The organism is Microbacterium sp. W4I4, from assembly GCF_030816235.1.
Taxonomy (GTDB): Bacteria; Actinomycetota; Actinomycetes; order Actinomycetales; family Microbacteriaceae; genus Microbacterium.
The window spans coordinates 256,577-274,803 of the sequence record NZ_JAUSXT010000001.1 but is presented as its reverse complement, the minus strand read 5'-3'; the positions used below and the strand labels follow the sequence as shown (position 1 = coordinate 274,803).

Below are 18,227 nucleotides of genomic sequence, written 5' to 3'. Positions count from 1 at the left end.
TCTCTTCGTCAGAAAGTGTGTTCAGGCCAACACAAGCGCCGCGACGAGAGAGGCCCGATGTTCAGGACTCGTCGCGGCAGCTAAGAAGAAGCATTCCGCCCAGAGGCATACCCCGATGCTAACACCCCGGTTGGCAGATTGCTCACGCGATGACCGCCGCGGCCCGTCAGGGGACGAGCGCGACCTTGCCGCCCGGATGCCCGGATGCCAGCAGCGCGAGCGCCTGCGGCGCCTGATCCAGCGGGTACACACGGGCCACGGGCACGACGAGCGCACCGCGTTCGGCCAGCTCGACCAGATGCTCGCGGACGCCGTCGCGGAAACGAGCGCTCTCCGGCATGGAGCCGGCGATCGCATGGAAGCCGTGCACGGCCGCGGCGGCGGGAGCGGCGATCGTCACGATGCGCGACGGGTCGGCGACGAATGCCTGCGACACGTCGATCGCCTCGTCGGTGCCCACGCCGTCCAGCGCCGCATCGATGCGCTCGGCGCCCGCGGCGTCGAGTGCCGCTGCGACGCGGTCGGCGAGTCCGTCACCATGTGCGACGGGAATGCCGCCGAACCGGCGCACCTCGTCGAATCGCGAAGGCGAGGCGGTGCCGATCACCCGGATGCCGCGCAGCGCGGCCTGCTGCAGCACGCTGACGCCCACCGCACCGGACGCTCCGTGGAGCAGCAGAGTCTCCCCAGGCTCGGCACGCACGACGTGGAGCATCTCGGCCGCGGTCGTACCGGCCAGGAGGAGGTTGGCAGCCTCGGGATGCGTGAGAGCGGCCGGTTTGCGCAGCACCTTCTGCGCCGGAACCGTGATCTCCGTCGCGTAGCCGCCGCGCACCCGGAAGGCGATGACCTCGTCGCCGACGGACGCCGACCCCGTGACGATCTCGGTGCCGGGCCCGATCGCCGCGAGCACACCGGAGATCTCGTACCCGATCGGCACGGGCATCTCGATGCCGGGGCGCGGCGCGGCGACGTGCTTCGCATCCGCGGGATTCACACCGGCTGCGAGCACGCGGATCGTGACCTCGCCGGGACCCGGCGCCGATACGTCGTACTCCTCGAAGCACCAGGTGTCGGGCGAACCGAAGTCCGGTGCGATCCAGTGCCGGGCCATCCTCAGAACCCCAGACGTCCCAGCTGCTTGGGGTCGCGCTGCCATTCCTTGGCGACCTTCACATGCAGTTTGAGGAATACGCGGGTGCCGAGCAGCTTCTCGATGTCCGCGCGCGCGACGGCGCCGACCTTGCTCAGCCGCGAGCCCTTGTGACCGATGATGATCGCCTTCTGACTGTCGCGCTCGACGACGATCGAGGCGTACACGTCGGTGAGGTCGCTGTCCTCGCGCGGTGCGATATCGTCCACGACCACGGCGATCGAGTGCGGCAGCTCGTCGCGCACGCCCTCCAGCGACGCCTCGCGGATGATCTCCGCGATGCGGTCCTCCTCGGACTCGTCGGTGACGATCCCGTCGTCATACAGTCGAGGGCCCCTCGGCAGCAGCCTGAGTATCTCGTCGGCGAGGACATCCAGCTGGTCGCTTCCCATCACCCCATCACCCAGTGCCGAGAGCGGGATGACCGCGGCCCAGTCCTCACGCAGCGAGTCGACCTCCATGAGGCGCTCCATGATCTGGTCCTTGTCGGCGGCATCCGTCTTGGTGACGATCGCGATCTTCTTGGCGCGGCCGTAGCCGTCCAGCGACGCCGCGATCCGGCGATCTCCTGGCCCGACCTTCTCGGTCGCCGGCACGCAGAAGCCGATCACGTCGACATCGCCGAGAACCTGCTCCACCAGGTCGTTGAGTCGCTCGCCGAGCAGGGTTCGCGGACGGTGGATGCCGGGGGTGTCCACGATCACGAGCTGCCCGTCCGGGCGGTTCAGGATGCCGCGGATCGCCCGCCGCGTGGTCTGCGGCTTCTCGCTGGTGATCGCGATCTTCTCGCCGACCAGCGCGTTCGTCAGCGTGGACTTGCCGACGTTCGGCCTTCCCACGAACGTCACGAATCCGCTGCGGGTCTGTCCGCCGTCTCCGGCCTGCTCAGTCCGGTCGCTGTTCTCAGTCATTCCGCTGTCCTCCGTCACGATCGCCGTCCTCATCATGCCCCTCCGGGGCGCGCTCCACGAACACCGTCGCGATGCCTCGTCCTCTGCCGCGCGATGCGCCGCCGGTGAGCACGAGGCCCTGCACGGACACCATCGCACCCGGCTGGGGGATCTGCCCGAGCGCCTTGCCGAGCAGTCCGCCGATCGAGTCGACGTCCTCGTCCTCGACCTCCAGGCCGAAAAGGTCGCCGACGTCCTCCAGCGGCAGCCGGGAGTTCACCCGGTACCGTCCTGCACCCAGGTCCACCACTTCGGCCGGACCGCGGTCGTACTCGTCGGCGATCTCTCCCACGAGCTCCTCGATGAGGTCCTCGAGGGTGACCAGACCCGAGATGCCGCCGTGCTCGTCGATCACGATGCACACGTGCACCGCGTCGCGCTTCATCTGCTGCAGCAGCGTCTCGGCGCGCATCGACTCGGGCACGAAGATGGCGGGTCGGGCGATCGGCCTGACCGGCGCCCCGCGCCAGGAGCTCTCGTCGCGGTAGGCGAACTGCACCAGGTCCTTCAGGTACAGCACACCCACGATGTCGTCCGCATCGTCGTCGACGACAGGCATGCGCGACACACCGCTGCTCAGGAACAGGTCCATCGCCTCGGTGGTCGTGGCCGCGGCATCCACCGTCAGGATCTCAGTGCGCGGCACCATCACGGCGCGTACGAACTGGTCCGTGAAGTCGAAGACCGAGTGGATCAGATCGCGATCGTCCGCCTCGATGAGGTCGTGCGATGCGGCCTCGTCCACCATGCTCAACAGCTGCTCCTCGGACGCGAAGCTGCTGCGTCCGCCGCCCGGAGTGACCCGGCGCCCGGCACGCACCAGCGCTTGCGCGAGCGGGCCGAGGAGGATGCGGACGCCGCGCACGGTGGGGGCCCAGAACCGCAGGATGCCGGCGGCGTGCAGCCGGCCGTAGGAGCGCGGACTGGCGCCGACCAGCACGAACGTGATTCCCGTCATCAGCACGACAGCGGCGAGCATCGCCCACCAGATGCTGGGCAGCAGCGAGTCCAGCGCGACGGTGACGAGCACAGCGGCGGTGGTCTCGGAGAGCACGCGCATGAACGCGACCGCGTTGACGTGCGGATCGGGATCAGCGGCGATCCGGCGCAGTGCCGGGGCACCGCGCCCCGTCTCCGCCAGCTCCTCCAGATCGGAGGTCGAACTGACCGAGAACGCCGCGTCGACCGCCGCCATCACGCCGCCGAACGCGACCATCAGGACCGCGACGGCGAGAAGGAAGACCGGGGTCATCGGTGCCGTTCAGCCCGCGCGAAGCCCTCGATCAGGGTCTTCTGCAGCCCGAACATCTCACGCTCCTCGTCGGGTTCGGCGTGGTCGAAGCCCAGCAGGTGAAGCAGCCCGTGCGTGGTGAGCAGGATGAGCTCGTCCATCAGTGTGTGACCGGCGGTCTGCGCCTGCGATTCAGCGACCTGCGGGCACAGTACGATGTCGCCGAGCAGCCCGGCAGGGGTCGGGCGGTCGGGGCTGCCTGGACGCAGCTCGTCCATCGGGAAGCTCAGCACGTCGGTCGGGCCGGGCTCGTCCATCCACTGCACGTGCAGCGACTCCATCGCGCCCTCGTCCACCAGCACGATCGCCACCTCGGCGTCAGGGCTGACGTGCAGCTGGGCGAGGTTGTAGTCCGTGAGACGCTGCAGAACGGTCTCGTCGACTTCGATCGCCGACTCGTTGTTGATCTCGATCATTCCAGGCCCCGTCTCGGCTTGCGGTCTCTCAGCTTGTTGTCTCTCGGGTTCGGGCGTGCGCCCGTGCGCCGCTCGGCGCGGTTCGCGAACTCATGTGCCTGCTCGCGCTCCGCGCGGGAGGCGGTGCGCCGCTCGTCGTATTCCGTATAGGCGTCGACGATGCGGCCGACCAGCGAATGGCGCACGACGTCGTCGCTGGTGAGTCGCGAGAAGTGGATGTCGTCGATGTCGTCGAGCACCCGCGTCACGAGTCGAAGTCCCGACGCGGCCGTCGGAAGGTCGACCTGCGTGATGTCGCCCGTGACGACCATCCGTGTGCCGAAGCCGAGGCGGGTGAGGAACATCTTCATCTGCTCGGGAGTGGTGTTCTGCGCCTCGTCGAGCACGACGAAGGAGTCGTTCAGAGTGCGACCGCGCATGTACGCGAGGGGCGCGACCTCGATGGTTCCCGCCGCCATCAGGCGCGGCACGATCTCGGGATCCATCATCTCGTTCAGTGCGTCGTAGAGCGGGCGCAGGTACGGGTCGATCTTGTCCGTCAGCGATCCGGGCAGGAAGCCCAGGCGCTCCCCCGCCTCCACGGCGGGTCGCGTGAGGATGATGCGCTGCACCTCTTTTCGCTGCAGCGCCTGCACGGCCTTCGCCATGGCGAGGTACGTCTTGCCCGTTCCGGCGGGACCGATGCCGAACACGATCGTGTTCTCCTCGATCGCGTCGACGTACTCCTTCTGCCCGAGGGTCTTCGGCCTGATCACGCGGCCGCGCGTGGACAGAATGGCCTCGCCGAGCACCTCGCTCGGGCGCGGCCCCTCCTCACGGCGCAGGATGCGGGCGGAATGCTCCACGTCGCTCGGCACCAGGTCATGTCCGGCTCTCGTCATCTCCAGCAACTCCTCGACAAGCTTCTTGGCATCGGCGACGTCTGCTGCCGAACCGCCGAGATTGATCTCATTGCCTCGGACCATCACCTGGACTCGTGGATGCTGCTTCTCCAGCATGCGCAGCAGTCGATCCTGCGGACCGAGCAGCTGCACCATGGCCACACCGTCGGCGTAGATGCGCTCGGTTCGCTCGGGTTGGGCGGGGAACTGCGCGGCGGTGCCGCTGTCGGAGGGGGATGCCGTGTCAGAAGCCAACGAGCTTGCCCTCCTCGATGTTCCCCAGCACGTGAGCGTGCACGTGGAAGACGGACTGCGCGGCACTGGCGCCCTTGTTGAAGATCAGGCGATACTCGCCGTTGGCGTGCTCGGTGGCGAGTTGCTGGGCGACGTCGACCATCTCGGCCAGCAGCGCGGGGTCCCCCGCCGCGAGCTCGGTCACGTCGCGGTACTGCTCGGTCTTCGGGATGACGAGCAGATGCAGGGGTGCCTGCGGGTTGATGTCGCGGACGGCGAAGACGCGTTCGGTCTGCGCGACGAGCTCGCCGGGGATCTCCCCGTTCAGGATGCGGGTGAAGATCGAGGGCTCTGTCATGACGTTCAGTCTACTGAGCACGGATGCTGATGAACCCTGGTCCTGATGAGGGCTGTTCACCAGCGGTCGAGGATGCCGGAGAGCACCGCGATCGCGGCCGGCCCCGCCGTCGAGGTGCGCAGAACCGTGTCTCCGAGCTTGACGCGCTCCGCGCCCGCGGCCTCCAGCCGCTCCAGCTCCTCGGGTGCGATGCCGCCCTCGGGTCCGACGACGAGCACGATGTCGCGCCCGTCGGACTCGATCGCGGTCAGGCGCGTGGTCGTCCACGGGTCGAGCACCAGGATCCTGGCATCCGCTGCCCTCTTCGCGAGTTGCGCAGTGCTCTCCACCGCCGCGACCTCGGGAACCCAGGCGCGATGGGCCTGCTTGGCGGCCTCGCGGATGATGCTCGCCCAGCGCTCGCGACCCTTCACGGCCTTCGGACCCTCCCAGCGCGACACGCTGCGCGCCGCCTGCCACGGGATGACCTCATCGACGCCGAGTTCGCAGGCTGCCTGAACGGCCAGCTCGTCGCGATCGCCCTTCGCCAGCGCTTGGGCGAGCAGCAGCCGCGACGCCGGAACCTCCTGCGTGCTGCGGGTTCCGATCCGCACCGTCACGCGCGAGGGCGACACGTCTTCGACGGCTCCCTCCAGCCAGGTGCCCTTCCCGTCGCCGAGCGTGATGGTCTCCCCCACCCGAACCCGCCGCACGACCGAGGCATGCTTCGCCTCGGCGCCGGTGAGCGAGATGATGTCGCCGATCTGGGTGTCCGTGCAGTCGGGAACGATGAAGTGCAGGGCCATGTCGGCTCCGATCGGGTCCGGGCAGTGGTGTGGGCTCAGTGGCTGCGGAAGCGGTCGCGCAGCTTGGAGAACAGGCCCTGCTGGAACTGGGCCAGCTTCGGCTCAGGCGCCTTCGTCTTCTTCGCGAACTCCTCGATCAGTTTGCGCTGAGCGGAGTCCAGGCGCGTCGGTGTCAGGACCTGCACACCCACCCGCAGGTCACCGCGCTGGCTGCCGCGCAGCGGGGTGATCCCGCGTCCGCCGATCGTCAGCACGTCCCCGGACTGCACTCCGGTGCGCAGTTCGAGATCGACCGGCCCGTCGAGGCCCTCGATCGTCGTGGTGGTGCCGAGGATGGCATCCGTCATCGACACTTCGAGAGTGGCCAGCAGGTCGTCGCCCTCGCGGCTGAAGACCGGATGCGGAGCAACGGTGACCTCGATGTACAGGTCGCCGTTCGGGCCGCCGGCGCGTCCGACCGCACCGGATCCGGGCAGCTGCAGACGCAGGCCCGTCTCGACACCCGCGGGGATGTCGAGCTCGACGGTGCGACGCGTGCGCACCCGCCCCTGACCGGCGCAGGCGCCGCACGGGGACTCGATCCGCGTGCCGAATCCCTCGCAGCTGCCGCAGGGCTGGGTGGTGATGACGTTGCCCAGCAGGCTGCGCACCTGGCGCTGGACGTGCCCGGAGCCGCCGCAGACGTCGCAGGTGACCGGCGAGGTGCCCGGCTGGCAGCAGCTGCCGTTGCAGGTCTCGCAGAGAACTGCCGTGTCGACCTCGATGTCCCGGTGCACGCCGAAGACCACGTCGCCGAGTTCCAGGTCGAGGCGCACCAGGGCGTCTTCGCCGCGCTCTCGACGCGAGCGCGGGCGGGCCGATCGGCCACCGCCGCCGGCCGCGCCGAAGAACGTCTCGAAGATGTCCCCGAATCCGCCGAAGCCGCCGCCCCCGAAGCCGCCGTTGTCATCGCCGCCCATGTCATAGCGACGACGGGACTCGTCGTTGCTGAGCACGTCGTAGGCGTGCGTGACGAGCTTGAACTTCTCGGAGGCGTCCTCCCCCGGGTTCACATCCGGGTGCAGCTGCCGCGCGAGCTTGCGGTAGGCCTTCTTGATCTCGTCCTGCGATGCCTCACGAGAGACTCCGAGTACTTCGTAATGATCCGCCACGATCACCTTTCTGCGTGTGCGTGAATGTGTTCGACCCGGCGCATCAGCGCCCGGTTCCGTCTTCCTCGAGAATGCGCGACAGGTAGCGCGCCACGGCGCGGGCCGCCGCGAGGTTGCTCGGGTAGTCCATGCGCGTCGGGCCCATCACTCCGACGCGTGCGGTGCCGCTGGGTGCGGCGTAGTTGCTGGCGACGAAGGATGCCTCACCCAGTCCGAACGAGGCGTTCTCCGTGCCGATGCTGGTCGCGAGTCCGTGCTCGTCGGTCACCATCTCGCTCATCAGCCGCAGCAGGGTCACCTGCTCCTCGATCGCCTCCAGCAGAGGGTGGATGCTGCCGCGGAAGTCCTGCTCCCGGCGGGCGAGCGTCGCAGCACCCGCCATCACGAGTCGCTCCTGACGGAACTCGGCGAGCTCCTCCGCGATCACCCCGGTCAGCACGAGCAGCGCCGGGTGCAGACGCGGACCGGTCGCGACCTGATCCGGACCGAGGACGGAGCGGATCCGATCGGATGCCTCCCCGACGGCTCTGCCGGTGATGAGGGCTGCGAGCTGCGCCCGCAGCACCGCGACATCCGCTTCGTCGATGTCGATCGGCAGGGGTGCGATGCGCTGGGAGACGCCGCCGGCATCGGTCACCAGCACGACCAGCATCCGGTTCGGGGCGAGAGCCACCAGCTCGATGTGCGTGATGCTGGCGCGGGCGAACGAGGGGTATTGCGCCAGGGCGACCTGGCCGGTCAGCTGGGTCAGCACGCGCACCGTGCGCGCCATCAGGTCATCGAGGTCGGCGGGGTCGGTGAGGAACGACTCGATCGCGCTGCGCTGCCCGGTGGAGAGCGGACGCACCTGCGCGAGGTGGTTCACGAAGACGCGATAGCCCTTGTCGGTCGGCACGCGCCCGGAAGAGGTGTGCGGCGCCTCGATGAGGTCCTCGTCCTCGAGCAGCGCCATGTCGTTGCGGATCGTGGCGGCGGAGACGCCGAACGCGTGCCGCTCGACGATCGACTTGCTGCCCACGGGCTCGTGCGTGGCGACGTAGTCCTGCACGATCGCGCGGAGAACCTCGAGTCCTCGCTCTGTGACCATGATCCCTCCCCGCTGGCACTCCGACCTTCCGAGTGCCAATCCTACCCCGCTTGCCTGAACCAGTCCCTGGCCGGCCGCGGCTACTCGGTCAGAGCCCGCACGACGGCATCGGCCAGCAGCCGTCCGCGCAGCGTGAGCCGCACGTGCTTGTCGCGCAGCGCGGAGGCAGCGTCGATCAGCCCGTCCGATATCAACTCGGCGACCCGGACGCGATACGGTTCGGCGATGTCGGCGATCGGAAGTCCTTCGGCGAGCCTGCTCTGCAGGAGCACCCGCTCCAGGGTGCGCGCCTGGGCGTCGGGCCGCTCCCGGCCGGCGGCGGGCGAATCTCCCGTGTCGAGCCGCTGCGCGTAGGCGGCGGGATGCTTGACGTTCCACCAGCGCAGGCCGGCGACGTGGCTGTGCGCTCCCGGGCCGAAGCCCCACCAGTCCGAGCCGCGCCAGTACGCCATGTTGTGGCGTGACTGATGCAGTCGGGTCCCTGAGCCGGGCGAAGGGCGGCGCGCCCAGTTGCTGACCTCGTACCAGTCGAAGCCTGCCGCGGCGAGCCGCTGATCAGCGGTCTCGTACATGTCCGCCTGCAGGTCGTCATCCGGTGCCGCGACCTCGCCTCGGCGGATCTGCCTGGCGAGCTTGGTGCCGTCTTCGATGATGAGGGCGTAGGCGGAGATGTGGTCGGGCTCCAGGGCCAGGGCGATGTCCAGGGACTGCTCCCAGTCGGCCAGCGACTCCCCCGGGGCGCCGTAGATGAGGTCGACGCTGACATCGAGACCCGCGGCGCGTGCGGCCGCCACAGCGGTGTCGACGTTCTCGGGCCGGTGCGTGCGGTCCAGCGCTGCGAGCACGTGCGGCACGGCCGACTGCATTCCGATCGAGAGTCGGTTCACCCCGGCCTGCAGCAGAGTCTCCACCACCTCGGGTGTGACCGTGTCGGGGTTCGCCTCGACGGTCACCTCGGCGCCGTCGCGGATGCCGAAGGCGTCGGATGCCGCGTGCAGCATGCGTGCGAGGTCGCCGGCGGGCAGCAGGGTCGGCGTGCCGCCGCCGAAGAACACGGTATCCATGGGACGCAGCGCACCGGCCGCGTCGAGCACGCCCCGCGCCAGCTCGATCTCGCGGATCAGCGTGTCGGCGTACTGATCCTGGCGTGCACCGCGCAGCTCGGTCGCGGTGTAGGTGTTGAAGTCGCAGTACCCGCAGCGCACCCGGCAGAACGGCACGTGCAGGTAGGCGGAGAAGGGCACCGTCGCGTCGATGTCCAGGTTCGAGGGCAGCAGGCCGTCAGCCGGTGCAGGATCTCCCAGGGGAAGCGGGCCCGCCATCAGATCGGCGTCGCATACAGCGGCGAGATCGCACGCAGATAGCGGGCGAAGAGCTCACGCCTGCGCCGACGCACCATGCCGGGCAGGTGGTACAGCACGGCTGCCGGTGCGTCGAAGGCGCGCACGGTGAACCAGACCTCGTCGGTGTCCTCGCGCCACTCGATGTCGAAGGACTCCTCACCGCTCACCACAGAGCCGCCGAGGGTGCCCAGCACGAAGCCGACCCGCCGGCGCTCCTCGGTGACCGAGATCACCCGCAGCTCGGCATCCGCCCGCATACCCTTGACGCGCCCGCGCAGCTTCAGCGTCATGCCGGGGGCCGCGAACGGCGTCCCCTCGGCGTCGAAGCGCTGCTCGAGCTGGGTGCGGTTCGGGGCGATCGGCGTGCCTTCGGCGTCGAAGCTGACGCCTGTGTAGGCGGCGCCGGACTCGGGGCGCACATCGCTCAGGCTGAGTCCGGCCGCGCGCTGCGCGGTCCACGACAGCAGAGCCTCTGCGGCGGTGCGGAAACGATCCTCACCGCTGCCGATCCGCCACGAGTCCTCGGCGGGAACGCTGTGCTCCGGCGGATACTGCATGAGGTCGGGGGCATGAGTGGCCCCGACCGCGGCATAGTCGACCGTGCCTTCTCGGAATGTCCCGCGACGCATGAGTTCCAGCCTACGTGACTCGCCTGGAAGACGTCTCACGACAGCGGTCGTGTTGCCTACTTCTTGTCCTTGCCTTCGACGTCGCCGGACAGTGCGGCGATGAACGCCTCCTGCGGCACCTCGACGCGGCCGACCATCTTCATGCGCTTCTTGCCCTCCTTCTGCTTCTCGAGCAGCTTGCGCTTGCGGCTGATGTCGCCGCCGTAGCACTTGGCGAGCACGTCCTTGCGGAGCGCGCGGATGGTCTCGCGGGCGATGATCCGCGCACCGATGGCCGCCTGGATCGGCACCTCGAAGTTCTGCCGAGGGATGAGCTTGCGCAGCCGCTCGGTCATGAGCGTGCCGTACGCGTACGCCTTCTCGCGGTGCACGATCGCGCTGAACGCGTCGACCTTGTCGCCTTGCAGCAGCACGTCGACCTTGACCAGGTCGGCCGTCTGCACCCCGGCGGGCTCGTAGTCCAGAGACGCGTAGCCCTGGGTCTTGGACTTGAGGTGATCGAAGAAGTCGAACACGATCTCGCCGAGCGGCATCATGTAGCGCAGCTCCACGCGCTCTTCGCTGAAGTACTCCATGCCCAGCAGCGATCCGCGGCGCGACTGGCACAGCTCCATCACGGTGCCGACGTAGTCCTTGGGCAGCAGGATCGCTGCCTTGACCATGGGCTCCGCGACCGATGCCACGCGTCCGTCGGGGTACTCGCTCGGGTTGGTGACGACGACGGTCTCGCCCGTGTCGGTGGTGACCTCGTAGATCACGCTGGGCGCGGTGGTGATGAGGTCCAGCCCGAACTCGCGCGAGAGCCGCTCGGTGATGATCTCCAGGTGCAGCAGGCCGAGGAAGCCGCATCGGAAGCCGAAGCCGAGAGCGACGGACGTCTCCGGCTCGTACTGCAGCGAGGCGTCCGAGAGCTTCAGTTTGTCGAGGGCCTCGCGCAGGTCGCCGTAGTCGCTGCCGTCGATCGGGTAGATGCCCGAGAAGACCATCGGCTTGGGATCCGTGTAGCCGGGAAGCGCCTCGGTTGCCGCACGGCGCGCCGTCGTGACGGTGTCGCCGACCTTGGACTGCCGGACGTCCTTCACACCCGTGATCAGGTAGCCCACCTCGCCGATGCCGAGACCGTCTGATGGGATCGGCTCGGGGCTGGACACGCCGATCTCGAGCAGGTCGTGGGTCGCCTGCGTCGACATCATCTGGATGCGCTCGCGCGGCGACAGCTTGCCGTCGATCATGCGCACATAGGTGACCACGCCGCGATAGGAGTCGTAGACGGAGTCGAAGATCATGGCGCGTGCCGGGGCGTCGGGGTCGCCGACCGGCGCGGGGATCTCCTGCACGATGCGATCGAGCAGCTCCTCCACGCCGACCCCGGTCTTGCCGGACACCCGCATGACGTCCTCGGGACGACCGCCGATCAGGTCGGCGAGCTCCTTGGCGAACTTGTCGGGGTCCGCCGCCGGCAGATCGATCTTGTTCAGGACCGGGATGATGGTGAGGTCGTTCTCGAGTGCGAGATAGAGGTTCGCGAGCGTCTGCGCCTCGATGCCCTGCGCGGCGTCCACCAGCAGGATTGCTCCCTCGCAGGCCGCCAGCGAGCGGGACACCTCATAGGTGAAGTCGACGTGGCCCGGGGTGTCGATCATGTTCAATGCATAGGTCTGGGCGCCTGCCGCGGGGTCTGCGGCCACCTGCCACGGCATCCGCACGGCCTGGCTCTTGATGGTGATGCCGCGCTCGCGTTCGATGTCCATCCTGTCCAGGTACTGCGCACGCATGTCACGGTCGGAGACGACGCCGGTGATCTGCAGCATCCGATCGGCCAGCGTCGACTTGCCGTGGTCGATGTGGGCGATGATGCAGAAGTTGCGGATCTGCGTGGCGGGCGTCGCAGACGGCGACAGCGGGGTGATTGCGCGGGGTGACATGTGGTCCTTGAGGCGGCCGGAAGGGTTCCCGCAAGTCTACGAGCCGGGTGCCCAAATCCCGCATTCGACGCCAGCGGTGATAGTCTCCCGAAGTTGCCCGAACACACCCTGACCGGGGCGTGAGGACCACAGGACTGCATCACAGCCTGCCGCGCTGTCGGTGTGCGTTATCGCGCGGATGATGCTTGAATGTCATCCCGACCCAGCGTTGCGTCGGCAGATCCCGCGCGTGCTGTAGAAGAGAAAGAATCACCACCTTGATCAAGTATCTCGTGCGCCGGACCCTTGGCTGGCTGCTGATGATCGTGGTCGCGACCAACGTCACGTACTTCCTGGCGTGGTCGTTCCTCGACCCGCACAGCAACTACGTCGGCCGCAAACCCCCGATGAGCCCCGAGCAGATCGAGAATCTGCTGCGGCCACGCAACCTCGACGCGAGCGTTCCGCTGATGGACCGCTGGTGGACCTGGTTCTCGGGCATCATCACCCGGTGGGACTGGGGCATGAGCCCGACGGGCGGATCGGTCAACGAGCAGGTCGCGTTCCGCATGTGGATCAGCGCGGAGCTCGTGCTCGGCGCCACGATCATCGCCACGCTGCTGGGAATCTGGATCGGCGTCTACACCGCATCCCGCCAGTACAGGCTCGGGGACCGCATCTGGCAGGGCGTGTCGATCGTCACCATGAACGTCAACATCATCGTCGCCGGTCTCGCGGTGGTGATCCTCGCGATCAACTTCAACAACTGGGTCGGCACCCGCGTCTTCTACGTGACCGGCTCCTCGACCGAGGGGGTGACCGGGTTCTTCCCGGTGATCATCGACGCACTGCAGCATCTGATCCTGCCCACCATCGCCCTGGTGATCATCGGATACGCGCAGTACCACTTCCTGCAGCGCACCCTGCTGCTCGACAACATCAGCGCCGACTACGTGCGCACGGCGCGCGCCAAGGGACTGACCAAGCAGCAGGCCGTCCGCCGGCACGCGCTGCGGACCTCGCTCATCCCGGTCGCCACGCAGGTCGCCTTCTCGATCCCCGGGATCTTCACCGGCGCGATCCTGACCGAGACGATCTTCGCCTGGCAGGGCATGGGCCGCTACTTCCTGACCACCATCAACGGAAACGACGTGCACGGCGTGGTTGCCGTCGCCGCCTTCGGTGCCGTGCTGACGGCCGTCGGCGCTCTGCTCGCCGACATCGCCGTCGTGGTCCTCGACCCGCGAGTGAGGGTGAGCTGATATGAGCACCGAAATGATCGATCCCACGGTGCAGCCGCCTGTCGGCCCCGACACGACTGCAGAGCGCATCCCCACCAAGCAGCTCAGCAAGTGGACGCTGTACACGCGTCGCTTCATGCGCAACAAGCCGGCCGTCGCCGGCGTGATCATCTTCATCCTGATGGCGATCTACTCCGTCGTGGTCCCGCTCCTGACGCCCTACAAGCTCGACGATCAGGACTTCCTGAACCTCAGCACCGGCCCGTCTCCCGAGCACTGGTTCGGCACCAACGCCGGCGGCAACGACAACTGGACGCTGACCGCCGTCGGTCTGCAGCGCTCGCTGATGATCGCCCTGACCGTCTCCGTCGGGGTGACGGCGCTCTCTGCCATCGTCGGAACGGCGGCCGCGTACTTCCGGGGCCGGGTCGAGCAGATCACGCTGATCATCATCCACTTCCTCATGGTCGTGCCGACCTTCCTGATCCTCGCCCTGGTGTCCAACGACGCCGGTGGCGACTGGCGCGTGATCTCGCTCGCCATGATCTTCGTGAGCTGGTTCTTCCCCGCCCGTGTCATCTGGACGTTGGCACTGTCCTTGCGCGAGCGCGAGTACATCGATGCAGCCCGCTACATGGGCGTCTCGGGAATGCGCATCGTGCTGCGGCACCTCGTCCCGAACATCGGCTCGCTCCTCGTGATCAACTTCACGCTCGGCGTCGTCGGAGCCGTCATGACCGAGACCGGCCTGTCGTTCATCGGCTTCGGCGTGAAGCTGCCGGACGTCTCGCTCGGCTCGCTGATCGGATACGGCGCAGCCAGTGTCACGAGCGCGCCCTGGCTCTTCTACTTCCCTGCACTCGCTCTGACGCTGCTGACCGTCTCGATGGCGCTGGTCGCCGACGGACTGCGCGACGCCCTCGATCCCACCTCGGCGGCTGGAGGCCGCGCATGAGCACACCAGATTCGAAGACCGTCCTCTCCGTCCGCGACCTCAAGGTCAGCTTCGCCTCGGAGGCCGGCCGCGTCGACGCCGTGCGCGGGGTCTCCTTCGACCTCGAGGCCGGCAAGACGCTCGGCATCGTCGGCGAGTCGGGCTCCGGCAAGTCCGTCACGTCGCTGGCCATCATGGGCCTGCTCGACGAGAACGCGAAGGTCACCGGCTCCGTCCAGTTCGAGGGCAAGGAGCTGCTCGGCCAGTCCGACAAGCAGATGTCGATGATCCGCGGCAACGGCATGGCCATGGTCTTCCAGGACCCGCTGACCTCCCTCACCCCGGTGTTCACCATCGGCGACCAGCTGGTCGAGGCGCTCACCGTGCACCGCGGGCTCTCGAAGAAGGAGGCCTGGGACCGCTCGCTCGAGCTGCTCACGGTCGTCGGGATCTCCAACCCGGAACGGCGGATGAAGTCGTTCCCGCACGAGTTCTCCGGCGGAATGCGCCAGCGCGTCGTGATCGCCATCGCCATGGCCAACAACCCGCGCCTGATCATCTGCGACGAGCCCACCACCGCGCTCGACGTCACCATTCAGGCGCAGGTCCTCGACCTGATCGAGAAGGCGCAGGACGAGACCGGCGCCGCCGTGATCATGATCACGCACGACATGGGTGTGGTCGCGCGCACCGCCGACGACGTCATGGTCATGTACGCGGGCAAGCCGGTCGAGCACGCCGCAGCGCACGAGCTGTTCCACAACACCCGGATGCCGTACTCGATCGGCCTGCTGGGTGCCATCCCCCGTGTGGACAAGGCGGAGAAGGAGCCGCTGATCCCGATCAAGGGCAACCCGCCGCTGCTGATCGATCTGCCGGATGCCTGCCCGTTCGCCTCGCGCTGCCCGATCGCCATCGAGGCCTGCTGGAAGCGCGAGCCCGATCTGGTTCCGGTGGAGGCCACCGCCGGCGAGTTCCACGAGGCCGCCTGCATCCGCGCCGACCAGATCGACGACGAGGGCCTCATCGGCGGCCTTCCGGTGTACCCGCCGGTCCCCGTGCACGAGAGCGAGCTCACCCGCACCCCCCGCGAGGAGCGCCCCGTGACCCTCGAGGTCCGCAACATGGTCAAGACCTTCCCGCTGCTGAAGGGCGCGTTCCTCAAGCGCAAGGTGGGCGAGGTCCAGGCCGTCAAGGGCATCAGCTTCGACGTCCGCCAGGGCGAGACCATGGCCATCGTGGGAGAGTCCGGCTCCGGCAAGACGACCACGCTGCTCGAGATCATGAACTTCGAGAAGCAGGCCGACGGCGACATCATCATCGCCGGGACGAGCGTCAACGGACTGCACAACAGGAAGCTCGAGCGCGAACTGCGCCACGACATCCAGATCGTGTTCCAGGACCCGATGGGGGCGCTGGACCCGCGCATGACCGTCACGGACATCATCGCCGAGCCGATGCAGGCCATCGGCATGTCGCGAGACGAGATCCACGCGCGCGTGCAGGAGCTGATGGACCTGGTGGGTCTGAATCCCGCGCACCGCGACCGCTTCCCCGGCGCGTTCTCGGGTGGTCAGCGCCAGCGCATCGGCATCGCCCGCGCCCTGTCGACCAACCCGAAGATCGTCGTGCTCGACGAGCCCGTGTCCGCACTGGACGTGTCGATCCAGGCCGGCGTGATCAACCTGCTCGACGAACTCAAGGTCAAGCTCGGACTGTCGTACCTGTTCGTCGCGCACGACCTCTCCGTCATCCGTCACATCGCCGACCGCGTCGCTGTCATGTATCTCGGCGAGTTCGTGGAGTACGGCGATGTCGACGAGGTCTTCGACAACCCGCAGCACCCGTACACGCAGGCGCTGCTGTCCGCGATCCCCGTGCCGGACCCGGATATCGAGCGCACGCGTCAGCGCGTCGTGTTCGATCCGGAGACCATGAGCACACGTCCCGCGACCGTCTGAATCGCAACCGTTATTTCGGCAAGGTAACCATCGGATCACCGTCCGATAACGGTTAGGCGGGATTCACTCATCCACGCGATGAATCCGGCGTCAGGCGAACTAATCTCCCCTTATGACACGCCGAAAGGCGAAAGGAGCACCATGAAGCAGCACAAGCTGATGGGAGCGCTGGCAGTGACCGGCGCTTTCGCACTCGCACTGAGCGGGTGCGCAGCCAATACCGGAAACACCGGTGACGGCGGCGACAAGGGCGGCGACAAGGCCCCCGAGACCCAGGCCGCGGACTACAACCCGCAGCCGCGCGAGAACCTCAAGCAGGGCGGCAAGGTCAACTTCCCGATCAACGAGGTCCCGGAGCAGCTGAACGCGTTCAATGGTGACGCCAGCGCTGACACCGCCCGCATCGCAGCCTGGTACATGCCGCAGATCATCCTGATGCAGCCGGACGGCACGCTGTACAAGAACGACAACTACCTCGACGAGTGGAAGGACGAGGTGAAGGACGGCAAGACGGTCCTGACCTTCACGTTCACCGACAAGGCGACCTGGAACGACGGCACCCCGATGGACTGGACTGCCATCGACGCCACGTGGAAGGCCAACCGCTCGAACGACGAGGGCTTCAACCCCAACGCGATCGACGGCTACAAGGAGATCGAGAAGGTCGAGCAGGGCGACACGCCCAAGACCGCGATCGTCACCTTCAAGAGCGAGTTCGCCTGGCCGCAGATGCCGTTCAACGGCGGCGTCATCCACCCGAAGCTCGCTGACCCCGAGACCTTCAACAAGGCGATGCTGAACGACCCGCACGCCGAGTGGGGTGCAGGCCCGTACACGATCGACAAGTTCGACGCGAACACCGACTTCGTCTCGTTCAAGCCGAACGACAAGTGGTGGGGCGACAAGCCCATGCTCGACGAGGTCACCTTCAAGGGCATGGATGCTCAGGCCTCGATCAACGCCTTCAAGAACGGCGAGATCGACACGGTGGGCGTCGGAACGAAGGACCGCCTCGCGCAGGTCGCGGACATGAAGGACATCACGATCCACCGCGCCCAGCAGACCGCGAACACGATCCTCGAGCTGGACGCTGAGAAGCCCCAGTTCAAGGACGTCGAGGTCCGCCAGGCCTTCTTCATGGCCATCAACATCGAGCAGCAGAAGAAGATCGCCTGGAACGGCCTGGACTACTCGGAGGACCCCGCGGGTTCGCTGACGCTGTTCTCGTTCCAGCCGGGCTACGCCAACTCCCTCGAGAAGGCCGGTTGGAAGTACGACGTCAAGGCTGCCAACAAGATCCTCGACGACGCCGGCTGGGCGAAGGGCTCCGACGGCATCCGCGAGAAGGACGGCGTCAAGCTGTCCGCGGTCTACCCGATCTTCAGCGATGACCCGACGCAGGCGGCGCTCGCGCAGTCGATCCAGAAGTCGGAGAAGGAGATCGGCATCGAGGTCAAGATCGATGTCCGTCCCTCCAACAAGTTCGCCGAGGACTACAACGGCAAGAACTGGGACATCGCGGGTCTCCGCTTCACCTCGTCCGACCCGTTCGGCGCCGCCTGGTTCTTCCAGCTCTACGGTCAGGACCAGGGCCTGAACCTCTCCGGTGTGCAGAACGCCGAGACCGACCAGATGATCCACGACCAGGTCGAGTCCATCAGCGACCCGGTCAAGCAGACCGAGGCCGCGATGAAGCTCGAGGCCGAGATCTACAAGGAGTGGGGCCTGATCCCGCTCTACAACGGTCCGTCGATCTCCGCGGCCAAGAAGGGTCTGGCCAACCTGACCCCCGAGCCCTACGTGGGTCTCGACCTCTTCGGTGTGACGCCGGTGGAGAACGTGGGCTGGGAGAAGTAATTCCCGTCTGATCGGCTGAGCGACCCGCATGGGTCAATGAGCCTGTCGAAGT

The 18,227-nt window shown here is 67.5% G+C and carries 16 protein-coding genes; 4 read left to right on the top strand and 12 right to left on the bottom strand.

What is annotated here, in order from left to right:
* Positions 1-166: 166 nt before the first annotated feature.
* The 12 genes from QF046_RS01335 to lepA form a co-directional block, all read right to left on the bottom strand.
* On the bottom strand, positions 167-1,114 hold the full coding sequence (locus tag QF046_RS01335; RefSeq protein ID WP_307365431.1) for an NADP-dependent oxidoreductase: 948 nt from the start codon (positions 1,112-1,114) through the stop codon (positions 167-169).
* 2 nt (positions 1,115-1,116) lie between these two features.
* A complete protein-coding gene (gene era, locus QF046_RS01330) occupies positions 1,117-2,064 on the bottom strand; it encodes a GTPase Era (RefSeq protein ID WP_307365428.1) in 948 nt (315 codons plus the stop codon).
* Positions 2,057-3,355 carry a hemolysin family protein gene (locus QF046_RS01325; protein ID WP_307365426.1) on the bottom strand — a complete coding sequence of 433 codons (1,299 nt, stop codon included), beginning with the start codon at positions 3,353-3,355 and terminating at the stop codon, positions 2,057-2,059. The genes era and QF046_RS01325 overlap by 8 nt, the downstream gene beginning before the upstream one ends.
* Positions 3,352-3,810, bottom strand: a complete 459-nt coding sequence (gene ybeY / locus QF046_RS01320) for an rRNA maturation RNase YbeY (protein WP_307365423.1) — start codon at positions 3,808-3,810, stop codon at positions 3,352-3,354. The genes QF046_RS01325 and ybeY overlap by 4 nt, the downstream gene beginning before the upstream one ends.
* Complete coding sequence (locus tag QF046_RS01315; RefSeq protein WP_307372618.1) at positions 3,807-4,847, bottom strand: PhoH family protein; 1,041 nt, start codon at positions 4,845-4,847, stop codon at positions 3,807-3,809. The genes ybeY and QF046_RS01315 overlap by 4 nt, the downstream gene beginning before the upstream one ends.
* An 88-nt stretch (positions 4,848-4,935) precedes the next feature.
* Positions 4,936-5,283: an HIT domain-containing protein gene (locus QF046_RS01310; protein ID WP_307365422.1), complete on the bottom strand. Its 348-nt coding sequence runs from the start codon at positions 5,281-5,283 to the stop codon at positions 4,936-4,938.
* Positions 5,284-5,339: 56 nt separating this feature from the next.
* Positions 5,340-6,068 carry a 16S rRNA (uracil(1498)-N(3))-methyltransferase gene (locus tag QF046_RS01305; protein ID WP_307365420.1) on the bottom strand — a complete coding sequence of 243 codons (729 nt, stop codon included), beginning with the start codon at positions 6,066-6,068 and terminating at the stop codon, positions 5,340-5,342.
* A gap of 35 nt (positions 6,069-6,103) precedes the next feature.
* Entirely contained in the window at positions 6,104-7,219 is a 1,116-nt protein-coding gene (dnaJ, locus tag QF046_RS01300) for a molecular chaperone DnaJ (protein ID WP_307365418.1), read from the bottom strand.
* A 43-nt stretch (positions 7,220-7,262) separates the two neighbouring features.
* On the bottom strand, positions 7,263-8,306 hold the full coding sequence (hrcA, locus tag QF046_RS01295; protein WP_307365416.1) for a heat-inducible transcriptional repressor HrcA: 1,044 nt from the start codon (positions 8,304-8,306) through the stop codon (positions 7,263-7,265).
* A gap of 80 nt (positions 8,307-8,386) precedes the next feature.
* Entirely contained in the window at positions 8,387-9,628 is a 1,242-nt protein-coding gene (gene hemW, locus QF046_RS01290) for a radical SAM family heme chaperone HemW (protein ID WP_307365414.1), read from the bottom strand.
* Positions 9,628-10,278, bottom strand: coding sequence for a DUF1990 family protein (locus tag QF046_RS01285; RefSeq protein WP_307365412.1), 651 nt, complete (start codon positions 10,276-10,278; stop codon positions 9,628-9,630). The genes hemW and QF046_RS01285 overlap by 1 nt, the downstream gene beginning before the upstream one ends.
* Before the next feature lie 56 nt (positions 10,279-10,334).
* Complete coding sequence (gene lepA, locus QF046_RS01280) at positions 10,335-12,203, bottom strand: translation elongation factor 4 (RefSeq protein ID WP_307365410.1); 1,869 nt, start codon at positions 12,201-12,203, stop codon at positions 10,335-10,337.
* A gap of 257 nt (positions 12,204-12,460) precedes the next feature.
* Here lepA and QF046_RS01275 point away from each other — a divergent pair, with 257 nt between their 5' ends.
* From QF046_RS01275 to QF046_RS01260, 4 genes are all read left to right on the top strand, one after another.
* Positions 12,461-13,444, top strand: coding sequence for an ABC transporter permease (locus QF046_RS01275; protein ID WP_307365407.1), 984 nt, complete (start codon positions 12,461-12,463; stop codon positions 13,442-13,444).
* Between the two features lies 1 nt (position 13,445).
* Positions 13,446-14,378 carry an ABC transporter permease gene (locus QF046_RS01270; protein ID WP_307365405.1) on the top strand — a complete coding sequence of 311 codons (933 nt, stop codon included), beginning with the start codon at positions 13,446-13,448 and terminating at the stop codon, positions 14,376-14,378.
* Positions 14,375-16,318, top strand: a complete 1,944-nt coding sequence (locus tag QF046_RS01265) for an ABC transporter ATP-binding protein (protein WP_307365402.1) — start codon at positions 14,375-14,377, stop codon at positions 16,316-16,318. Before QF046_RS01270 ends, QF046_RS01265 begins: the two co-directional genes overlap by 4 nt.
* A 141-nt stretch (positions 16,319-16,459) precedes the next feature.
* Positions 16,460-18,175 (top strand): ABC transporter family substrate-binding protein, encoded by a 1,716-nt coding sequence (locus QF046_RS01260; protein WP_307365401.1) that lies wholly within the window; start codon positions 16,460-16,462, stop codon positions 18,173-18,175.
* Positions 18,176-18,227: the final 52 nt, after the last annotated feature.

Bases quoted from the DNA above. Each gene is read 5' to 3' on its own strand.
- QF046_RS01335 (WP_307365431.1), bottom strand. From the start codon at position 1,114: ATGGCCCGGCACTGGATCGCACCGGACTTCGGTTCGCCCGACACCTGG.
- era (WP_307365428.1), bottom strand. From the start codon at position 2,064: ATGACTGAGAACAGCGACCGGACTGAGCAGGCCGGAGACGGCGGACAG.
- QF046_RS01325 (WP_307365426.1), bottom strand. From the start codon at position 3,355: ATGACCCCGGTCTTCCTTCTCGCCGTCGCGGTCCTGATGGTCGCGTTC.
- ybeY (WP_307365423.1), bottom strand. From the start codon at position 3,810: ATGATCGAGATCAACAACGAGTCGGCGATCGAAGTCGACGAGACCGTT.
- QF046_RS01315 (WP_307372618.1), bottom strand. From the start codon at position 4,847: ATGGTGCAGCTGCTCGGTCCGCAGGATCGACTGCTGCGCATGCTGGAG.
- QF046_RS01310 (WP_307365422.1), bottom strand. From the start codon at position 5,283: ATGACAGAGCCCTCGATCTTCACCCGCATCCTGAACGGGGAGATCCCC.
- QF046_RS01305 (WP_307365420.1), bottom strand. From the start codon at position 6,068: ATGGCCCTGCACTTCATCGTTCCCGACTGCACGGACACCCAGATCGGC.
- hrcA (WP_307365416.1), bottom strand. From the start codon at position 8,306: ATGGTCACAGAGCGAGGACTCGAGGTTCTCCGCGCGATCGTGCAGGAC.
- hemW (WP_307365414.1), bottom strand. From the start codon at position 9,628: ATGGCGGGCCCGCTTCCCCTGGGAGATCCTGCACCGGCTGACGGCCTG.
- QF046_RS01285 (WP_307365412.1), bottom strand. From the start codon at position 10,278: ATGCGTCGCGGGACATTCCGAGAAGGCACGGTCGACTATGCCGCGGTC.
- lepA (WP_307365410.1), bottom strand. From the start codon at position 12,203: ATGTCACCCCGCGCAATCACCCCGCTGTCGCCGTCTGCGACGCCCGCC.
- QF046_RS01270 (WP_307365405.1), top strand. From the start codon at position 13,446: ATGAGCACCGAAATGATCGATCCCACGGTGCAGCCGCCTGTCGGCCCC.
- QF046_RS01265 (WP_307365402.1), top strand. From the start codon at position 14,375: ATGAGCACACCAGATTCGAAGACCGTCCTCTCCGTCCGCGACCTCAAG.
- QF046_RS01260 (WP_307365401.1), top strand. From the start codon at position 16,460: ATGAAGCAGCACAAGCTGATGGGAGCGCTGGCAGTGACCGGCGCTTTC.